This is a genomic window from Pseudomonas graminis (genome assembly GCF_013201545.1).
Taxonomy (GTDB): domain Bacteria; phylum Pseudomonadota; class Gammaproteobacteria; order Pseudomonadales; family Pseudomonadaceae; genus Aquipseudomonas.
Window position 1 is genome coordinate 2,744,512 of the sequence record NZ_CP053746.1, and the last position, 19,394, is coordinate 2,763,905.

Genomic DNA, 19,394 nt, shown 5'->3' on the forward strand with positions numbered 1-19,394 from the left:
AAACAAAAGGCCCTGAAGCTTGCACTTCAGGGCCTTTTTTTGTCGCTACGGGTTTTACCACGCAGCGTGCTTGCCGGCGATTACGCCGCCTTCGTCGCGTCAGCCTGCAGCAAGCCACGATTGAGCGCGCTGAACAGCGCCTTGAAGCTCGCGGTGGTGATGTTCTCGTCGATACCGACGCCATGCACCGCGCGGTCGCCATCTACACGCAACTCGATGTAGGCGGCGGCCTTGGCGGTAGTACCTGCGCCAATGGCATGTTCGTTGTAATCCATGATCTCGGCCGAAACCGGCAGGCCGGCGACCAGCGCTTCCAGTGCACCGTTGCCCGTGCCTTTCCAGCGCAGGTTGCTCTCGCTGTCGCCCATGCCGGTCACGACCACTTCCACGGCGCTGTTACCGTTCTCTTCCTGCAAGCGATGGCTGACCAACGCGTAGGGCTTGTTGGCCTGCAGGTATTCACGCTTGAACAGCGAGTAAATCTGCTGAGCCGTCATCTCCAGACCCAAACGATCGGTCTCGCCCTGAACCACCTGGCTGAATTCGATCTGCATGCGACGGGGCAGGGAAATGCCGTATTCCTGTTCGAGCAGGTAAGTGATCCCGCCTTTACCAGACTGGCTGTTGACGCGGATGACCGCCTCGTAGCTGCGGCCAATATCAGCCGGGTCGATCGGCAGGTAAGGCACTTCCCACAGCGTGCCGTCCTTCTGCTGGGTGAAGCCCTTGCGGATCGCGTCCTGGTGAGAGCCGGAAAACGCGGTGTGCACCAGATCGCCGACGTACGGATGACGCGGGTGTACCGGAATCTGGTTGCATTCCTCGACCACCTTGCGCACGCCGTCGATGTCGGAGAAATCCAGCTGCGGATTCAGGCCCTGGGTGTACATGTTCAGCGCGACGGTCACGAGGTCGACGTTGCCGGTGCGCTCGCCATTGCCGAACAGGCAGCCTTCAACACGATCCGCGCCGGCCATCAGGCCCAGCTCGGTCGCGGCGACGCCGGTGCCACGGTCATTGTGGGTGTGCAGGCTGATGATCACGCTGTCACGACGGGAAATGTTGCGGCAGAACCATTCGATCTGGTCGGCGTAAATGTTCGGGGTGGCGACTTCGACGGTGGCTGGCAGATTGAGGATCACCTTGTTCTGCGGCGTCGCGTTCCACACTTCGATGACGGCGTCGCAGACTTCCTTGGCGAACTCCAGCTCGGTGGCGCTGAACGTCTCAGGCGAGTACTCGAACTGCCATTGGGTTTCTGGCTGCAGGGCGGCGTATTTGACGAACAGCTGAGCAGCATTCACGGCGATGGCTTTCACGCCCGCTTTGTCCTGGTTGAAGACGATGCGGCGGAAGGACGGGCAGGTGGCGTTGTAAAGATGGACGATGGCTTTTTTCGCACCGCGCAGGGACTCGAACGTCCGCGCGATCAGGTCTTCGCGGGCCTGAGTCAGCACCTGAATGGTGGTGTCGTCCGGGATATGGCCGTCTTCGATGAGCGTGCGCACGAAGTCGAAATCGGTTTGCGAGGCGGAAGGGAAGGAGGCTTCGATTTCCTTCACGCCGACTTGAACGAGGGTCTTCCAGAAACGCAGCTTTTTGACCGCATCCATGGGCTCGATCAGCGACTGGTTACCGTCACGCAAGTCGGAACTGCACCAGATCGGCGCCGCAGTGATGGTCTTGGAAGGCCAGGTGCGGTCAGGCAGGTCGATGACAGGAAAGGCGCGGTACTTGGTCGAGGGATCTTTGAGCATGGTCATGTGAATAATCCTTGTTGTACTCAGGGCCGAAAGAAGGCGGCCAGCCGGTTGATGCGAGAGTAGCACTGCGGGTGAGCGTCGAGGCACCGCGTTCAGCTTTGCAGTCGTGCACTGACGAGGCAGAGGCAGCGATGTTGACGCATCAGAATGAGGGTGTGAGAGGTTTTCATGTCGCCAAACGTAACCAATGAGGTGAAAGGTGGCAAGCGGTTGCGGGAAATTGATGAATAATCTCGCGTAATTGCATTATCCGGGTTTTGATCGCGATTTTCTCCAGTTTGTCGCTGGTCCGTTGCTCGTGCCGTTGACTCCAAGCAACGCGTAGCTCCCAATTGCACTCCCACACCCGATCACCACAACAACCCGTGTAGAGGACCATCCCATGAAAGAAGCAGACTGGAAAATTCTCAGCCGACTAAGACCTCTAGCCGTGGAGCGCCTTTACGAGCGTATCTGGCAGGACATTCTGAAAAAAACAGCGGTAACGGACAAAGATGCTCGAGACCGCGTCCAAGGTGTCAGGGATGTGGCTAACAAGGGCGATAAACTTGTGGCTAAGGTGTTCGACTCCACCAACTTTTCAAGAAGTAATTTCAGTTTTCACCTCTATGCGCTGGTCGCGGAGGATCTGATTACTGATGAGGAGCTGCGGCAGTTCAGCGATGAAGTCCAGGATCGGCTAAAACTGTGGCGCGAGGGGTGAAGCAGAGCTGACTTCATCCCTGTTCGCATGCGGTTCGGTTTGCGTACTTGATGGCACGCCGCTAAGAGTCCCGTCAAAAGGTGTTACGGCTGAAACGCATTAATGAAAATCGCCGGATCCACCCGCGCGTCATTCAGGCTGACGTTCCAGTGCATGTGCGGCCCCGTTGCGCGACCGGTCGAACCGACGCGCCCGACCACACCACCGCGCGGAACGGCATCGCCAACCTTCACGTCGATCTTCGACATATGGCAGAACATGCTGATAAAGCCCTGACCGTGATCGACGAACACTGTGTTGCCGTTAAAGAAGTAGTTGCCGATCAGAATCACTTTGCCGGCCGCTGGCGATTTGATAGGCGTGCCCGCAGGGACCGCGAAGTCCAGTCCGGCGTGAGGGTTGCGCTCCTCGCCGTTGAAGAAGCGCCGCACGCCGAATTTGCTGGAGAGCGGCCCGTCCACCGGCTTGTCCAGCAACAGGTTGCTCGGTGTCACGGGACTGAACGTGCGGTAGGCGCGAACCTGCACGTCGAGTTCCTGCTCGATGCGCTTGAGGTCGTCCGGGTTCGGATTAACCTGACGCTGATTCTTCAGCGTGATGCGCTGCTCCGGGTACTTCTTGTTGCCCACCACGAAAGGCAGGTTGCGGCCGCCGCTGCTGACCTGCTGCGCAGTGCCTGGCTTGACGCTCAGCGGAATGCCGACGATGGCCAGCCAGCGCGCGTCCTGATCCTTGACCACCAGCACGGGTTTGCCCTGCCAGGTTGCTTTGGGCGCTTGTGCCGCAGGGCCCAGATCGACCACCGCCACGCCGCCGGGCACGGGCTTGTTGAGCAGGCGGGAAATGTAGCTGTCAGCGTAGGCGGGCAGGGCAGCACACATGACCAATGCAGCAGTTGCCAACGAACGGGTTAGAAAAGAAGGCATTGATCAATCCAGAAGTGAAAGGGTGACAGGCGTTAGATGATTGTCTTCAACACGCACTTGCAGCTCGCCGTCTGCCAGTTTTGCCGTCAGGCGCTGACCCTGATGCGTTTGCTCGGCAGCGCGAACGGCCCTGCCGCGTTCATCCAGCAAAATACTGTAACCACGGCCAAGGGTCGCCAGCGGGCTGACCACGTTGAGCGTCTGCACCTGACTTTGCAGCTGCAAGCGACGGCTCTTGAGGTTCTCCTTGATCGCACGGGGCAGCCGCTCGGCCAATACCGCCAGGCGCTGCCGCAGAAACATCAGCGTGCGTCCCGGATGTTGCGCGGCCAGGCGACTTTCCAGATGGCTCATGCGCACTTGGCGCTTGTGCATCTGCTGCTCGAAGGCCCGGCGCATGCGCATGTCCAGATCGTCGAGGCGCTGAGCGCGCTGGCGTAACCGTTCACCGGGGTGACGCAAGCGGCGGGAAATCCCGTCCAGTCGCAATTGCTCGCGCATCAACCGGTCCTGCATGCGGCTGATCAGTCGGCGCTCCAGGCTGTCGACCCGACGGTGCAGATCGCTTGAATCCGGCGCCAGCAATTCAGCGGCGGCGGAGGGCGTCGGCGCGCGCACGTCGGCGACGAAGTCACTGATCGACACGTCGGTTTCGTGGCCGACGGCGCTGACGATCGGCGTCACGCACGCATCGATGGCGCGGGCGACGGCTTCCTCGTTGAAGCACCAGAGGTCCTCCAGCGAACCGCCGCCCCGGGCGAGGATCAACGCATCGAAGCCTCGGCCGTCGGCGAGCTTCAACGCGCGGACAATCTGGCCGATGGCTTCGCGGCCCTGCACGGCAGTGGGGATCAGGGTGAGTTCAACCTGGGGCGCGCGACGGCGAAACACGCTGATGATGTCGCGAATCACCGCACCGGTCGGGGAACTGATGATGCCGATGCGCTTAGGGTGCAGCGGCAGGGCGACCTTGCGCTCGGCGCTGAACATGCCTTCGGCGCTGAGCTTTTCCTTCAACGCATCGAAGGCCAGACGCAGCGCGCCATCGCCAGCAGGCTCGACGGTGTCGAGAATCAGCTGATAGTCGCCGCGACCTTCAAACAGCGAGACCTTGCCGCGTACCTTGACCGCCAGGCCGTCCTTCAACGCCTGACGTACCCGCGCTGCGTTGCTGCGAAACAACGCGCAACGCACCTGGGCGCCGGAGTCCTTCAGCGTGAAGTAAACGTGCCCTGAGGCGGGACGCGAGAGGTTGGAAATCTCGCCCTCGACCCAGATGCTGGAAAACACATCCTCCAGCAGCACGCGTGCGCGGCCGTTGAGCTGGCTGACAGTGAGGACGTCCCGGTCAAGGCCGAGTCTTGCGAAGGGGTCTTTGATCATGGCGGCATCATAAAGGCATTGGGGCACGGGTCACCACATCAGATCGCTGACGGCCGGCGCATCGACGGCCATACTTGACGTCACCGACAGCGCGATTAAGCTGCCGCCCCCCGATTACTCGTCAGACAGGCCCTTCATGGACACCCAAAGCATCATCGTCCCGCAAATCTCCAGCTTTCCTGCGCACGAAGCGAAGGCGCGGGCGATCCTGCGCTGGCTGGTGAAGCTGAACGTCGTCGAAGAATCACTGACCACCTGCGGCCGCAGCTTCAATCGCATGGCTTACGCGATTGCGCCCGGCGCGCGACGCTTCGTTGAAAACCCTGACGCCTTGCCGTTCGGTCAGCCGGTCAACGGTCTGGAAATCGTCCTCAAGCGCTGCATCTATACGCCGCAGCAGGGCTTCAAGGAGGAGGCCGGTTGCCCTGAATGCCGGCGCGAGATCGGCGAAGCCCTGTTCGACAGTCTGGAAGACTGGATGCCGGGCCACACCGACAACTTCATGTGCCCCGAATGCCGCCATGAGGACGACATCAACGGCTTCCTGTTTCTGGAGCCGTGCGGGTTCTCGAATCTGGGATTCATCTTCAATAACTGGCTGGACGCCGGCTTTAAAAGCAGCTTTATCGAGGCGTTTGCCGAGCGCATGGACCGTCCGGTGTCCCATGTCAAAGTCAGGATGTAGATCTTCGCCGCCGTCATTGGGCGCATTAATCCGGTTCATTAGTAAATAGCCTGATCTTTACATTGAGATACTGCAGGTGTCTGGGTACAATGGCGCGCTTCCATTTTCCCGCTCGGGAGCCCAGCGATGCTGCGTATCAGCCAAGAAGCCCTTACATTCGACGACATTCTCCTTGTGCCCGGTTATTCCGAGGTGCTTCCCAACGAAGTCAGTCTGAAAACACGATTGACCCGTGGCATCGAACTCAACATCCCCCTCGTTTCCGCCGCTATGGACACCGTCACTGAAGCCCGTCTGGCGATCGCCATGGCTCAGGAAGGCGGCATCGGCATCATCCACAAGAACATGACCGTCGAGCAGCAAGCTGCCGAAGTGCGCAAGGTCAAGAAGTTCGAAGCGGGTGTGGTCAAGGATCCGATCACCATTGAGGCTGACGCCACCGTTCGCGACCTGTTCGAACTGACCCGTCAACACAACATCTCCGGCGTTCCGGTCCTGCATGACGGCGAGCTCGTCGGCATCGTGACCTCCCGCGACGTCCGCTTTGAAACCCGCCTCGATATCCCTGTCCGTGAAGTGATGACGCCGAAAGAGCGTCTTGTCACCGTCCGTGAAGGCGCCGACAAGTACGAAGTGCGCGATCTGCTGCACAAGCACCGCCTGGAAAAAGTCCTGATCGTCGACGACAAGTTCGCGCTCAAGGGCATGATGACCGTCAAGGACATCGAGAAATCCAAAGCCTGGCCTCTGGCGAGCAAGGACGACCAGGGTCGCCTGCGGGTCGGCGCTGCAGTCGGCACCGGTAAAGACACCGGCGAACGCGTCAGCGCGCTGGTTGCTGCGGGCGTGGACGTCATCGTTGTCGATACCGCACATGGCCACTCCAAAGGCGTGATCGACCGCGTTCGCTGGGTTAAACAGAATTTCCCTGACGTGCAAGTCATCGGCGGCAATATCGCCACCGGCGCCGCTGCACGGGCACTGGTCGAAGCCGGCGCTGACGGCGTCAAGGTCGGCATCGGTCCTGGCTCCATCTGCACCACCCGTATCGTCGCTGGCGTGGGCGTCCCGCAGATCAGCGCCATTGCCAACGTGGCCTCGGCACTGGAAGGCACAGACGTTCCCCTGATCGCCGACGGAGGCATCCGTTTCTCGGGTGACCTGTCCAAGGCCATCGTTGCCGGTGCGTACTGCGTGATGATGGGTTCGATGTTTGCCGGTACTGAAGAAGCACCGGGCGAGATCGAGCTGTTCCAAGGCCGTTCTTACAAGGCCTATCGCGGCATGGGTTCGCTGGGCGCAATGTCCCAGGCCCAAGGCTCGTCGGACCGTTACTTCCAGGACTCATCCGATGGCGCGGAAAAACTCGTACCGGAAGGTATCGAAGGCCGCGTTGCGTACAAGGGTTCGCTGACTGCCATCGTTCACCAGTTGATGGGCGGCCTGCGCTCGTCGATGGGTTACACCGGCAGCGCCGACATCCACGAAATGCGCACCAAGCCTGAGTTCGTGCGCATCACCGGTGCCGGCATGGCCGAGTCTCACGTTCACGACGTGCAGATCACCAAGGAAGCGCCGAACTACCGCGTAGGTTGATCGGAACGCGCCTGATGACTCAGGCGCGCTTCACGAATTGTTTACCGGGGCTGTTCATGACAGCCCCGTCTTGTTTCTGATTTTCGACGAGAATGACTATGGCCCTCGACATTCACGCCCACCGCATCCTGATCCTGGACTTCGGTTCCCAGTACACCCAGCTGATCGCCCGTCGCGTTCGCGAAATCGGCGTGTACTGCGAGCTTCACCCGTTCGACATGTCGGACGAAGCGATCCGCGAATTCGCCCCGAAAGGCATCATCCTCGCCGGCGGCCCCGAGTCCGTACACGTGGCCGACAGCCCTCGTGCTCCCCAGGCCGTGTTCGACCTGAACGTGCCGATCTTCGGCATCTGCTACGGCATGCAGACCATGGCCGAGCAGCTCGGCGGCCGCGTCGCCGGTTCCGAACTGCGTGAATTCGGCTATGCCCGTGTCGACATCGTCGGCAAGAGCCGCGTGCTGGACGGCATCGAAGACCACGTCGACGCCGATGGCGTTTTCGGTCTCGACGTATGGATGAGCCACGGCGACAAAGTCACCGAGATCCCGGAAGGCTTCCACGTACTGGCCAGCACCCCTAGCTGCCCGATCGCCGGCATGGCCGACGACACCCGCGGTTACTACGGCGTGCAGTTCCACCCGGAAGTAACCCACACCAAGCAGGGCGGTCGCATCCTGTCGCGCTTCATCCTCGACATCTGCGGCTGCGAAGCATTGTGGACCCCGTCGAAGATCGCTGAAGACGCCATCGCTCAGGTTCGCGCCCAAGTGGGTACCGACAACGTGCTGCTGGGCCTGTCCGGCGGTGTTGACTCCTCGGTGGTCGCAGCGCTGCTGCACAAAGCCATCGGCGACCAACTGACCTGCGTCTTCGTCGACAACGGCCTGCTGCGCCTGCACGAAGGCGAGCAAGTCATGGCCATGTTCGCCGAGAACATGGGCGTGAAGGTGATCCGCGCCAACGCCGAAGACCAGTTCCTCAACAACCTGGCCGGCGAGAGCGATCCAGAGAAGAAGCGCAAGATCATCGGGCGCACCTTCATCGACGTGTTCGACGCCGAGTCGACCAAGCTCGACAACATCAAGTTCCTGGCCCAGGGCACCATCTACCCTGACGTGATCGAGTCCGCTGGCGCCAAAAGCGGCAAGGCCCACGTCATCAAGTCGCACCACAACGTGGGCGGCCTGCCGGAAGAGATGAACCTGAAACTGGTCGAGCCACTGCGCGAACTGTTCAAGGACGAAGTCCGTCGCCTGGGCCTCGAACTCGGCCTGCCGTACGACATGGTCTACCGCCACCCATTCCCGGGCCCGGGCCTGGGCGTGCGCATCCTCGGTGAAGTGAAGAAGGAATACGCCGACCTGCTGCGTCGCGCCGACCACATCTTTATCGAAGAACTGCGCAAAGCCGACTGGTACCACAAGGTCAGCCAGGCATTCGTTGTGTTCCAGCCGGTGAAATCGGTTGGCGTGGTCGGCGACGGTCGTCGTTACGCCTGGGTCGTCGCCCTGCGCGCCGTAGAAACCATCGACTTCATGACCGCACGTTGGGCACACCTGCCTTACGAGTTGCTGGAAACGGTCAGTGGCCGGATCATCAATGAGATCGAAGGTATTTCGCGCGTGACGTATGACGTGTCGAGCAAGCCGCCTGCGACGATTGAGTGGGAATGATCAACTTCTGATCTGAACGCTTTATAACGTCGTAGCCTAAAGGCCGGGGGGGCATCAACGCATCCCCCGGCTTTTTTGCATTCAAGCGTCAAAGCCTCACCGCACCAACGTCATCCCCATCAGCTCCAGCGCCGACGTCAAATCCGCCAGCGTCTCAAACCGACGTCCGCTCACTCGCTGCCATTTAGGCCGATCGATATAGACGCGCTTGCCCTCTCGCTTGATCTCGGTACGAACCGCAATGCCTTCGTTGCTGCGGTGGACGATGCTCAGTTGACCATCACTTTCATCGAGGGTGAACATGCCCGCTCGAGGCAGTTTGTTCTCCAGGCTGATCTCAATCCGGGGCGCGTCGACAAGAACCTGCAGCCGCAGATCGCTTTGTACCCGTCCCGCACGACGGCCCACCGTGTCGGTCGTTTCAACGCCGGGGTCCGGCGTTATTCCCGCCGAATCATCCGCACGAACGTCTTCAATGCGCAGCCCTACAGCACCTTCCAGTTCCGCGAGACCGGGGACGCCCTGATACGTATTGGCGTGGGAATTACCCACCAGTGCCACCCAGTTACCACCGATCTGCACCGACTGATCTGCGTCGATAACGCCCTTGGCGTAGTAATTCATCATTTTCTGTCGCAGCGTGTGATCCGCGCCTTCGATTCGGCCGATGCGATAGCTGGCCATGCAGTCGATAGCCCGGACGCGGACGCGGTTTTCTCGCGCTGCTTTCAATACCGTCATGAAGGTGTACTTGCCTGTGGGGTCGGTCCTGTGGCCCTTGTCCAGGGACTCGACGTAAGCCTCAAGCGTTGGTGACAACTCGCCGGACTTCGAAAAGGCGTCCAGATCCGCTTGGTGAAAGTCGGTCAGCAGGTGCTCCATATACAGGGTTTTCACCTTGAGCTTGGTGAGCAGCGGCATCTGTTCGATCAAAAACTGTTTGCTGCCGATCCCCGCATGACTCTCGCCGATGATTAGGCCCGATGAGCGTTTGAATATCGTCTTGAGAACACTTTTGAGCGGTGCGTTGGCAGGCAGCTCTGGCATCGCTGGACGCCTCGGCAGTTCGAGCGTGTTGAAGAATGCGTTGGCGTCATCGCGGAGATTGCGACGGATGCGCTTGAAATCGTCGTAGGGATCGGGTTTGTCAAAATCGGCGCTGTGATAGCGATCGTCGACAAAGCGGCCGCCATATTGCGCGCCATCCATGACATCAGTCCTCAGCGCCGCTGGCACTTCGTATGGGCTGGGGAGGGTGGTCGTCTGGGGAGAAACGCCGACCCCACGACCGGGACCCATCTTGCCGAGCACCTTTCCGCCGCCTGACAGGTTCAAGGAGGTGACGGGCTCCCAGGTGCCAGCAGCGTTAAGGCGCACAGGCATGTTTCGGTAAAACGAGTAGGGGTTTGTCGGGGCGGTGATGGCCCAGCATTTCAGCTCGTTAATGTAGCGAACGGCGTAGGCGAAGCCATCGATCTCGATGAAGGTTTCGCCCTGATCGGTCAGGTAGATGCCGTTCATCCTGCCCTCTTCACGTATGGGCTCGAAGGCATCCAGCAGCATATTGGTCTCGAAGGAGGCCAGCTTATCGTTGCGTTCAAAGGTGTAAACGGATTCGGGTTCGAAGCCCGGCGTTTCAACGAACCCATCAGTAGGCCCATCGACTTCGGGTACTGACTGTCCCTCGGGTTCAGGCTGCAGCAACTCGCCGTCCGGCATCGCCTCTCCGCCGATAAGAAAGGTGCTGTTGAACAAGACGTCGATGCTGGCCGTCACGGCGCCGATGACCCCCGCCTTGCGCTCCGCCGTGCTCGCGCCGTTCACAGCCTGATCAATGTTGAGGCCCATGTCGGCGAGGCCGGCACCCACGGCTGCCAGCGCAATCGGCCAGTCAATCGCCGCCAGCGCGCCGGACAGTTGCGAGAACGACCGCAGATAGCCGATCCACATCTGCTTGCGCAGGTCGCCGTTGGAATGCAGTGCCAGGTCAGCGTCGGCAAACATCCGCGTGCGGATCGAGTCGCGCAGATGAGTGAACGGGTCGCCCGACACGTGCTGGCTGTGTTGATTGATCACGCCGGGATTCGCTGCGCCCCATGTGGTGTAAAGCACGTCCAGGCCGTGAAACAACCCGATGTTGTCGTCAGCCTCGCCGTGGGCTGACAACGGGAAGTGGCCCATGAAATGTGCGCGCCGCTCCGGGCGGTTGTTTTGCGACAGCAGCCACCCATGCAGGTCTTCGGGCGTGGCGAAGGCATGAAACGCCTGCACTTCGCCGGGGGTGTAGAGAATCTGCCGGCCGCCCGCGGTCACGATGCGCAGGATATCGCTGGCCTCGTAGCCGATCACGTCGAAGGTCCAGACTTTCGCATCAGCACTGGCCGGAGCGCAGGCTCGCAGGGTTTGCAGGCTCGGTGCCTCGGACGGTTCTACGTTCGCCGCACGTAAGACGCTTCGCAGATCCTCTTCGCTGAGCCAGCCCGCTTGATGGTCTTCAAAGGCGCTGGCGATGAAGTTGGTCTTGGCCAGGGTGCGAAAATCATCAGCGAAGTCGCGCCAGAACGTCTTCAACTTCGCTTGATAGCGGGACTTGAAATCCACGGCCCAGAAGTCGCTCATGACCTGCGCGGGCAGCATCCTGATCTCGTTACGCTCGTCGAATGCGTCGGCATCGGCGCCTGCGGTATAGAAGCCGCTGAGCATCTGCAGGGTGTCGGGATTGTCCTGATCACGGGGGTTGAAACGGTGCATGACCAACTGCGGAAGGGTCATCGATTGCCAGGGCGCATCGCGGTGCTGCCAGCCATTGAATGATCGTGGACTGCTGACCGCCGTGTGGAAGCGGTGCCAGTAAACCGTATCTGGCTCGGCGTCGTGACCGGTCTGGCGCAAGAGAATTTCTCGAGCGATGCTGCGGGCCATTTCGCGCATGTCCGGGCAGGCCTCGACCAGACGCTCACTCATGCAGATGAGGGCGGTTCGGGCGTGGCTCGGGGATGCGGCGGGCGGGTGGGCGGGTGCAACGGTCATATTCGTCTTCCTTGATGAACGGGAAGACAAGCTTGGCGTGATCGCCGATTCATTTGGCACTAAATATGTATTGCGTACGCGGTCTCCTTAAATTTCTGTAAGGGCAGGTGTATCGTGTCCGCCCCTCGCATCGCTCACGGATGCGACCCGTCGTTTGAGGTTTTTTCGTACATGTCTTTTACCCGTCGACAGATACTCGGAGGTCTGGCCGGTCTTGCCGTGGTCGGGCTTGGGGCGGGCGGCGCCTCAAGGTATTGGCTGGGCAAGCGCGGGCCGGGGGAAGGGCATGATTACGAACTGATCGCCGCGCCGCTCGACGTTGAACTGGTGGCCGGGCACCAGACGCCCGCCTGGGCATTCGGCGGTTCGGCACCGGGCACTGAGCTACGCGTCAGGCAGGGCGAGTGGCTACGGGTGCGCTTCATCAATCATCTGCCCGTTGAAACCACCATTCATTGGCACGGCATCAGGCTGCCCCTGGAGATGGACGGCGTGCCTTACGTCTCGCAATTGCCGGTCAAGCCGGGCGAGTACTTCGACTATAAATTCCGAGTGCCGGACGCCGGCAGCTATTGGTATCACCCCCATGTCAGCAGCAGCGAAGAGCTGGGGCGCGGGCTGGTGGGGCCGCTGATCGTCGAGGAGCGCGAGCCGACGGGGTTTACCCACGAACGCGTGGTCAGCCTGAAGAGCTGGCATGTGGACGAGGAGGGCGCTTTCACCGACTTCAGCGTCATCCGCGAAGCCGCACGCGAGGGCACGGCCGGGCGCCTGTCGACGATCAATGGCGTGCCACAAGGCGTCGTCGAGCTGCCTGCCGGGCAAATCACCCGGGTGCGCATTCTCAATCTCGACAACACGGTGACCTATCGCCTGAATCTGCCGGGCGCGGAGGCGATGATCTACGCCCTGGACGGCAACCCGGTCAAACCGCGCGCGCTGGGCAAGGATTACTGGCTGGGGCCGGGCATGCGCATCTGTCTGGCGATCAAGGCGCCTGCCGCCGGTGAAGAAATCTCCCTGCGCAACGGCCCGGTGCGGCTGGGCACATTCCGCTCGGTCGCCAACAACGATGCGGCGGGTGAATGGCCACCTGAGCTGCCGGCGAACCCGGTCGCCGAGCCGGATCTGGCCAACGCCGAGAAGCTCAATTTCAATTTCGAGTGGGTTGGTTCGGTATCGGTGAATGTCGACAACGGCAAACCGCCTAGCTTGTGGCAGATCAATGGCCAGGCCTGGGACATTACCGACAAGACCTGCGCGGACCGGCCAATCGCCAAGCTCGGACGAGGCAAGAGTTACATCTTTGAGCTGAAGAACATGACGCAGTATCAGCATCCCATTCACTTGCACGGCATGAGCTTCAAGGTCATCGCTTCCAATCGAAAGAAGGTGGTTCCGTACTTCACGGACACCTATCTGCTGGGGCGCAACGAGCGCGCGCGCGTCGCCCTGGTCGCGGATAATCCCGGCGTGTGGATGTTTCACTGCCATGTGATCGACCACATGGAAACCGGTCTCATGGCCGCTATCGAGGTTTCGTAATGCGTCAGCCCCCCATCATCGATCGCAGTCGCGATCAGCACTTCATGCGCGAAGCGCTGGCACTGGCCGCCGAAGGTGCGTTGCTCGGCGAGGTGCCGGTCGGCGCGGTGGTGGTGCAGGACGGTGAAATCGTGGGCCGCGGCTTCAATTGCCCCATCAGCGGCAGCGATCCCAGTGCCCACGCGGAGATGGTCGCCATTCGTGCGGCGGCGCAGTCACTGAGTAATTACCGCCTGCCGGGCAGCACGCTGTACGTGACCTTGGAACCCTGCAGCATGTGCGCGGGTTTGATCGTCCACTCGCGCATCACCCGCGTGGTGTATGGCGCAACCGAGCCGAAAGCGGGGGTGGTGCAGAGTCAGGGGCAGTTCTTCACGCAGCCTTTCCTGAATCATCGCGTGCTGTTTGAAGGCGGGGTGCTGGGGGAGGAGTGCGGGAAGATGCTGAGTGAGTTTTTCAGGATGAGGCGGGCGAAGGGCTAGTTCAGTGCGATGGCGAGCGGTTCTGGCGCTGACTAGAGCGGCGCTTTCTCCTCAGACGGCTTGGTCTTGTCCACGCCGGGCACATGCAACGAGCCTTCCGCGACCTGGCCGCCTTCCATCTGCGGCTGCGTCACCCACGTGAGGATGTCGTAATAACGGCGGATGTTGGCGACGAAGCTGACCGGTTCGCCGCCTCGGGCATAGCCGTAGCGGGTCTTGCTGTACCATTTTTTCTGCGACAGACGCGGCAGCATCTTCTTCACGTCCAGCCATTTGTTCGGGTTAAGCCCTTCGGTTTCCGCCAGCTTGCGCGCGTCATCCAGGTGGCCGCTGCCGATGTTGTAGGACGCCAGCGCCAGCCAAGTGCGATCCGGCTCCTGAATCGAGTCGTCGAGCTGTTCCTTGACGTAGGCGAAATACTTGGCGCCGCCCTGAATACTCTGTTTTGCGTCGAGCCGATTGGACACGCCCATCGCCTGGGCCGTGCTCTGTGTCAGCATCATCAAGCCGCGCACGCCGGTCTTCGAGGTCACGCCCGGCTGCCACAAGGATTCCTGATAACCGATCGCCGCCAGCAGGCGCCAGTCAACCTGTTCAGCCTTGGCGGCGGTCTGGAAGTGCTTCTCGTACTTGGGCAGGCGTTCCTGCAAATGCTGAGCGAAGGTGTAGGCGCCGACGTAACCGAGCACGTCGACATGCCCGTAATAGCGGTCTTTGAGTCGCTGCAGCATGCCGTTCTTCTGCATCTTGTCGAGATAGGCGTTGATCTCGTTGAGCAGGCTGTTGTCATCGCCCAACGCCACGGCCCAACGCTGATCGCGGCCATCGCCGAGGTCGAAGCCGACGCGTACGTTGGGGAAATACACTTGATTCATCGCCAGTTCGTTGGAATCCACCAGGGTCAGGTCGATTTGTCCCTCATCCACCATGCGCAGCAGGTCGACGACTTCGACCTGATCGGACTCTTCATAGTTAATGCCGGGGTACTTGACCTTCAGCGCTGCCAGCTGCTCGGCGTGGCTGCTGCCTTTAAGCACGAGGATGCGCTTGCCGACCAGATCGCCCGGGTCGGTGGGACGCGACTGGCCGTTGCGGTAAATGACCTGCGGGGTGACTTCAAGATAGGAATGGGAAAACCTTACCTGCTTCGCGCGGTTTTCGCTGCTGACCAGGCCCGCGGCCGCCAGCACCGGGCCGCCGGGTTTGCCCATCTGATCGAACAGGTCGTCGAGGTTGTCGGCGGCTTCGATTTTCAGTTCAACGCCCAGATCATCGGCGAAACGCTTCACCAGTTCGTACTCGAAACCGGTTTCACCGTTGCGGTCCTGAAAATAGGTCGCCGGGCTGTTGCGGGTGACGACGCGCAGAACGCCATCCTCCTTGACTCGTTCCAGCGTGTTGGGTTTCTCCACACACGCGCCGAGCAGCAGGAAGATTCCGGTTGCGATGAGCCACTTGGCACAGCGTGGGCGGAAATCTGATAGGGAAAACATCGGTGCAGTATACGCAAAGGAGCCATACCGCCATATCTCGACAGCGCGGGTCCCGTCTGATAGAGCCGAGGAATTTTTACCTTCCGGCGCAGGCAAGCGCCCGGAGCCGACATTCGGGTGCATCCCATGCCGTGGTTTCGGGTGCCGACGCAGACTGATTAGGCTAGAATGCACGGCCTCAAAGCACACCCCTTCCCGAGGCTGTCCCGACGATGTTGATCCTGCGTGGTGCTCCCGCCCTTTCCGCCTTCCGCCACAAGAAATTACTTGCGCAGCTGAACGATAAAGTTCCGGCTGTCAGTGGCCTGTACGCTGAATTCGCCCACTTCGCTGAGGTCAATGGCGTCCTGACCGAAGACGAGCAGCAAGTGCTTGCCCGCCTGCTGAAATACGGCCCGAGCGTACCGGTTCAGGAGCCTGCGGGCCGCCTGTTCCTGGTCCTCCCGCGTTTCGGCACCATTTCGCCATGGTCGAGCAAGGCCACCGACATCGCGCGCAATTGCAGCCTGACCAAGATCCAGCGCCTTGAGCGCGGCATTGCCTTTTATGTAGAAGGCCAGTTCAGCGACGCCGACGCACAGCTGATCGCCGACGCGCTACACGACCGCATGACCCAGATCGTACTGGGCGCGCTGGAAGAGGCCGCCAGTCTGTTCAGCCACGCTGAGCCCAAGCCGCTGATCGCCATCGACGTACTGGGTGGCGGCCGCGCGGCCCTGGAAAAAGCCAACGTCGAACTGGGTCTGGCCCTGGCCGAAGACGAAATCGATTACCTGGTGAACGCGTTCACCGGGCTCAAGCGCAACCCCCACGACATCGAATTGATGATGTTCGCGCAGGCCAACTCCGAGCACTGCCGTCACAAGATCTTCAACGCCAGTTGGGATATCGACGGCCAGAGCCAGGAAAAAAGCCTGTTCGGCATGATCAAGAACACCTACCAGATGCACAACGAAGGCGTGCTGTCCGCTTATAAGGACAACGCCTCGGTGATCGTCGGCAGCGTGGCCGGCCGCTTCTTCCCGAATCCTGAAAGCCGCGAGTATGGTGCTGTTCAGGAGCCGGTGCACATTCTGATGAAGGTCGAAACCCACAACCACCCGACGGCGATCGCTCCGTTTCCGGGCGCAGCCACCGGTTCCGGCGGCGAGATCCGCGACGAGGGCGCGACCGGCCGTGGTGCCAAGCCGAAAGCCGGCCTCACCGGTTTTACGGTGTCCAACCTGAACATTCCGGGTTTCGAGCAGCCTTGGGAAAAGCCGTATGGCAAACCCGAGCGCATCGTGACGCCGCTGGACATCATGATCGAAGGCCCGCTGGGTGGCGCGGCGTTCAACAATGAGTTCGGTCGCCCGGCGCTGACCGGTTATTTCCGTACCTTCGAGCAGTCGATCAGCACGCCACACGGCGATGAAGTTCGCGGCTACCACAAGCCGATCATGCTCGCTGGCGGCATGGGCAACATCCGCGAAGAGCACGTGCAGAAAGCCGAAATCACCGTTGGCGCCAAGCTGATCGTGCTCGGCGGCCCGGCGATGCTGATCGGTCTGGGCGGCGGCGCGGCTTCTTCCATGGCGACGGGCACCAGCTCGGCTGACCTGGATTTTGCCTCGGTGCAGCGTGAAAACCCGGAAATGGAACGCCGTTGCCAGGAGGTCATCGACCGCTGCTGGCAGCTGGGCGACGCCAACCCTATCGCGTTCATCCATGACGTCGGCGCGGGCGGTCTGTCCAACGCTTTCCCGGAACTGGTGAACGACGGCGGTCGCGGTGGCCGCTTCGAGCTGCGCAACGTGCCGAACGACGAGCCGGGCATGGCCCCGCTGGAAATCTGGAGCAACGAGTCCCAGGAACGTTACGTCCTGGCCGTCAGCGCCCCTGACTTCGAACGGTTCAAAGCGATCTGCGAACGTGAGCGTTGCCCGTTTGCGGTCGTAGGTGAGGCGACTGAAGAGCCGCAACTGACCGTCACCGACAGTCACTTCGGCAACAGCCCTGTCGACATGCCGCTGGAAGTGCTGCTGGGCAAGGCCCCGCGCATGCACCGGTCGGCCGAGCGTGAAACAGAGCTGGGCGACGACTTCGATCCGGGCACCCTCGACATCGAAGAAAGCGTGCAGCGCGTGCTGCATCACCCGGCCGTGGCGAGCAAAAGCTTCCTTATTACCATTGGCGACCGCAGCATCACCGGTATGGTCAATCGCGACCAAATGGTTGGCCCGTGGCAAGTGCCGGTGGCGGACGTCGCCGTCACGGCAACCAGTTTTGATGTGTACACCGGCGAAGCCATGGCGATGGGCGAGCGCACTCCGCTGGCGTTGCTGGACGCTCCGGCTTCCGGCCGCATGGCGATTGGCGAGACCCTGACCAATATCGCAGCGTCGAGCATCGGCAAGCTTTCCGACATCAAGCTGTCCGCCAACTGGATGTCCGCTGCCGGCCACCCGGGCGAAGACGCGCGTCTGTACGACACCGTGAAAGCCGTGGGCATGGAGCTGTGCCCCGAGCTGGGCATTACCATTCCGGTGGGCAAGGACTCAATGTCCATGAAGACCCGCTGGAGCGATGAGGGCACCGAGAAAACCGTGACCTCGCCGCTGTCGCTGATCGTGACCGGTTTCGCGCCGGTCACCGACATTCGCAAGACTTTGACCCCGCAACTGCGCATGGACAAGGGCCTGACCGATCTGATCCTGATCGACCTGGGCCGTGGCCAGAACCGCATGGGCGCGTCGATTCTCGCCCAGACCCACGGCAAGCTCGGCAGCGTTGCGCCGGACGTCGATGACGCTGAAGACCTGAAAGCTTTCTTCGCCGTGATCCAGGGCCTGAACGCCGACGACCACCTGCTGGCCTATCACGACCGTTCCGACGGGGGCTTGATGGCGACCGTGCTTGAAATGGCGTTCGCAGGCCATTGTGGCCTGAACCTCGAACTCGACACGCTGACTGCCAAGCGCGAAAAAGTCGCAGCCATTCTCTTCAACGAAGAGCTGGGTGCGGTGATCCAGGTTCGCCAGGACGCCACGCCGCTCGTGCTCGCACAGTTCAGCGCTGCCGGCCTGGGCGAAGATTGCGTTGCGGTGATCGGCAAGCCGATCAACAACAGCGATGTCATCATCAGCCTGAGCGGCGACACCGTGTTCAAAGGCGATCGTCGCCTGCTGCAGCGTCAGTGGAGCGAAACCAGCTATCAGATCCAGCGCCTGCGTGATAACGCCGATTGCGCCGATCAGGAATTCGATGCGCTGCTGGAAGAAGACAACCCGGGCCTGAACGTGAAGCTGGGCTACGACGTCAACGACGACATCGCTGCGCCTTACATCAAGAAGGGCGTGCGCCCACAAGTGGCGGTGCTGCGTGAGCAGGGCGTCAACGGTCAGGTTGAAATGGCGGCTGCGTTTGACCGAGCCGGCTTCGCCTCGGTTGACGTGCACATGAGCGACATCCTCGCCGGTCGCGTCGACCTCAACGACTTCAAAGGTCTGGTGGCGTGCGGTGGTTTCTCCTACGGCGACGTGCTGGGTGCCGGCGAAGGCTGGGCCAAGTCGGCGTTGTTCAACAGCCGTGCACGGGATGCGTTCCAGGGCTTCTTCGCCCGCAGCGACAGCTTCGCGCTGGGCGTTTGCAACGGTTGCCAGATGATGTCCAACCTGAGCGAGCTGATCCCGGGCAGCGAGTTCTGGCCGCACTTTGTGCGCAACCGCTCGGAGCAGTTTGAAGCGCGCGTGGCGATGGTCGAAATCCAGAAGTCGGCGTCGATCTTCCTGCAAGGCATGGCCGGCTCGCACATGCCGATCGCCATTGCCCACGGTGAAGGTCACGCTGAGTTCAAGACCCCTGAGTTGCTGATTGAAACCGATCTGTCCGGCACTGTTGCCGTGCGTTTCGTCGACAACCACGGCAAGGTCACCGAAACCTATCCGGCCAACCCGAACGGTTCGCCCCGTGGTATCGCGGGTCTCACCACCCTCGACGGTCGCGTGACGATCATGATGCCGCACCCCGAGCGCGTGTTCCGCGCCGTGACCAACTCGTGGCGCCCGGATGAGTGGGAAGAGGATGGCGCGTGGATGCGCATGTTCCGCAATGCGCGCGTTTGGGTGGACTGA

General features: G+C 61.1%; 12 protein-coding genes. 7 read left to right on the plus strand and 5 right to left on the minus strand.

Features of this window, described 5'->3' with window-relative positions; genetic code table 11:
* Positions 1–80: 80 nt before the first annotated feature.
* A complete protein-coding gene (gene leuA, locus FX982_RS12335) occupies positions 81–1,763 on the minus strand; it encodes a 2-isopropylmalate synthase (RefSeq protein ID WP_172610849.1) in 1,683 nt (560 codons plus the stop codon).
* Between the two features lie 382 nt (positions 1,764–2,145).
* Here leuA and FX982_RS12340 point away from each other — a divergent pair, with 382 nt between their 5' ends.
* Entirely contained in the window at positions 2,146–2,466 is a 321-nt protein-coding gene (locus tag FX982_RS12340) for a peptide ABC transporter substrate-binding protein (RefSeq protein ID WP_172610850.1), read from the plus strand.
* Positions 2,467–2,549: 83 nt separating this feature from the next.
* Here FX982_RS12340 and FX982_RS12345 read toward each other — a convergent pair whose 3' ends face one another.
* Complete coding sequence (locus FX982_RS12345; RefSeq protein WP_172613043.1) at positions 2,550–3,347, minus strand: peptidoglycan DD-metalloendopeptidase family protein; 798 nt, start codon at positions 3,345–3,347, stop codon at positions 2,550–2,552.
* 48 nt (positions 3,348–3,395) lie between these two features.
* Positions 3,396–4,775, minus strand: coding sequence for an exodeoxyribonuclease VII large subunit (gene xseA / locus FX982_RS12350; protein ID WP_172610852.1), 1,380 nt, complete (start codon positions 4,773–4,775; stop codon positions 3,396–3,398).
* A 136-nt stretch (positions 4,776–4,911) separates the two neighbouring features.
* Here xseA and FX982_RS12355 point away from each other — a divergent pair, with 136 nt between their 5' ends.
* From FX982_RS12355 to guaA, 3 genes are all read left to right on the plus strand, one after another.
* Entirely contained in the window at positions 4,912–5,460 is a 549-nt protein-coding gene (locus FX982_RS12355; RefSeq protein ID WP_172610854.1) for a sugar ABC transporter ATPase, read from the plus strand.
* Between the two features lie 126 nt (positions 5,461–5,586).
* Entirely contained in the window at positions 5,587–7,056 is a 1,470-nt protein-coding gene (guaB, locus tag FX982_RS12360) for an IMP dehydrogenase (protein WP_172610855.1), read from the plus strand.
* Between the two features lie 98 nt (positions 7,057–7,154).
* A complete protein-coding gene (gene guaA / locus FX982_RS12365) occupies positions 7,155–8,732 on the plus strand; it encodes a glutamine-hydrolyzing GMP synthase (protein ID WP_172610857.1) in 1,578 nt (525 codons plus the stop codon).
* 96 nt (positions 8,733–8,828) lie between these two features.
* On the opposite strand, the gene FX982_RS12370 is transcribed toward guaA, so the two are convergent.
* A complete protein-coding gene (locus FX982_RS12370) occupies positions 8,829–11,762 on the minus strand; it encodes a membrane-targeted effector domain-containing toxin (RefSeq protein ID WP_172610859.1) in 2,934 nt (977 codons plus the stop codon).
* Between the two features lie 171 nt (positions 11,763–11,933).
* Between FX982_RS12370 and FX982_RS12375 the strand changes: the two genes are divergently transcribed.
* On the plus strand, positions 11,934–13,307 hold the full coding sequence (locus FX982_RS12375) for a multicopper oxidase family protein (RefSeq protein WP_172610861.1): 1,374 nt from the start codon (positions 11,934–11,936) through the stop codon (positions 13,305–13,307).
* On the plus strand, positions 13,307–13,789 hold the full coding sequence (tadA, locus tag FX982_RS12380; RefSeq protein ID WP_172610862.1) for a tRNA adenosine(34) deaminase TadA: 483 nt from the start codon (positions 13,307–13,309) through the stop codon (positions 13,787–13,789). Before FX982_RS12375 ends, tadA begins: the two co-directional genes overlap by 1 nt.
* 32 nt (positions 13,790–13,821) lie before the next feature.
* On the opposite strand, the gene mltF is transcribed toward tadA, so the two are convergent.
* Positions 13,822–15,282: a membrane-bound lytic murein transglycosylase MltF gene (mltF, locus tag FX982_RS12385; protein ID WP_163022058.1), complete on the minus strand. Its 1,461-nt coding sequence runs from the start codon at positions 15,280–15,282 to the stop codon at positions 13,822–13,824.
* Between the two features lie 212 nt (positions 15,283–15,494).
* Between mltF and purL the strand changes: the two genes are divergently transcribed.
* Complete coding sequence (gene purL / locus FX982_RS12390) at positions 15,495–19,394, plus strand: phosphoribosylformylglycinamidine synthase (protein ID WP_172610864.1); 3,900 nt, start codon at positions 15,495–15,497, stop codon at positions 19,392–19,394.

Excerpts from the sequence above, each read along its gene's own strand:
- leuA (WP_172610849.1), bottom strand. The coding sequence starts at position 1,763 with ATGACCATGCTCAAAGATCCCTCGACCAAGTACCGCGCCTTTCCTGTC.
- FX982_RS12340 (WP_172610850.1), top strand. The coding sequence starts at position 2,146 with ATGAAAGAAGCAGACTGGAAAATTCTCAGCCGACTAAGACCTCTAGCC.
- FX982_RS12345 (WP_172613043.1), bottom strand. The coding sequence starts at position 3,347 with ATGTGTGCTGCCCTGCCCGCCTACGCTGACAGCTACATTTCCCGCCTG.
- xseA (WP_172610852.1), bottom strand. The coding sequence starts at position 4,775 with ATGATCAAAGACCCCTTCGCAAGACTCGGCCTTGACCGGGACGTCCTC.
- FX982_RS12355 (WP_172610854.1), top strand. The coding sequence starts at position 4,912 with ATGGACACCCAAAGCATCATCGTCCCGCAAATCTCCAGCTTTCCTGCG.
- guaB (WP_172610855.1), top strand. The coding sequence starts at position 5,587 with ATGCTGCGTATCAGCCAAGAAGCCCTTACATTCGACGACATTCTCCTT.
- guaA (WP_172610857.1), top strand. The coding sequence starts at position 7,155 with ATGGCCCTCGACATTCACGCCCACCGCATCCTGATCCTGGACTTCGGT.
- FX982_RS12370 (WP_172610859.1), bottom strand. The coding sequence starts at position 11,762 with ATGACCGTTGCACCCGCCCACCCGCCCGCCGCATCCCCGAGCCACGCC.
- FX982_RS12375 (WP_172610861.1), top strand. The coding sequence starts at position 11,934 with ATGTCTTTTACCCGTCGACAGATACTCGGAGGTCTGGCCGGTCTTGCC.
- tadA (WP_172610862.1), top strand. The coding sequence starts at position 13,307 with ATGCGTCAGCCCCCCATCATCGATCGCAGTCGCGATCAGCACTTCATG.
- mltF (WP_163022058.1), bottom strand. The coding sequence starts at position 15,282 with ATGTTTTCCCTATCAGATTTCCGCCCACGCTGTGCCAAGTGGCTCATC.
- purL (WP_172610864.1), top strand. The coding sequence starts at position 15,495 with ATGTTGATCCTGCGTGGTGCTCCCGCCCTTTCCGCCTTCCGCCACAAG.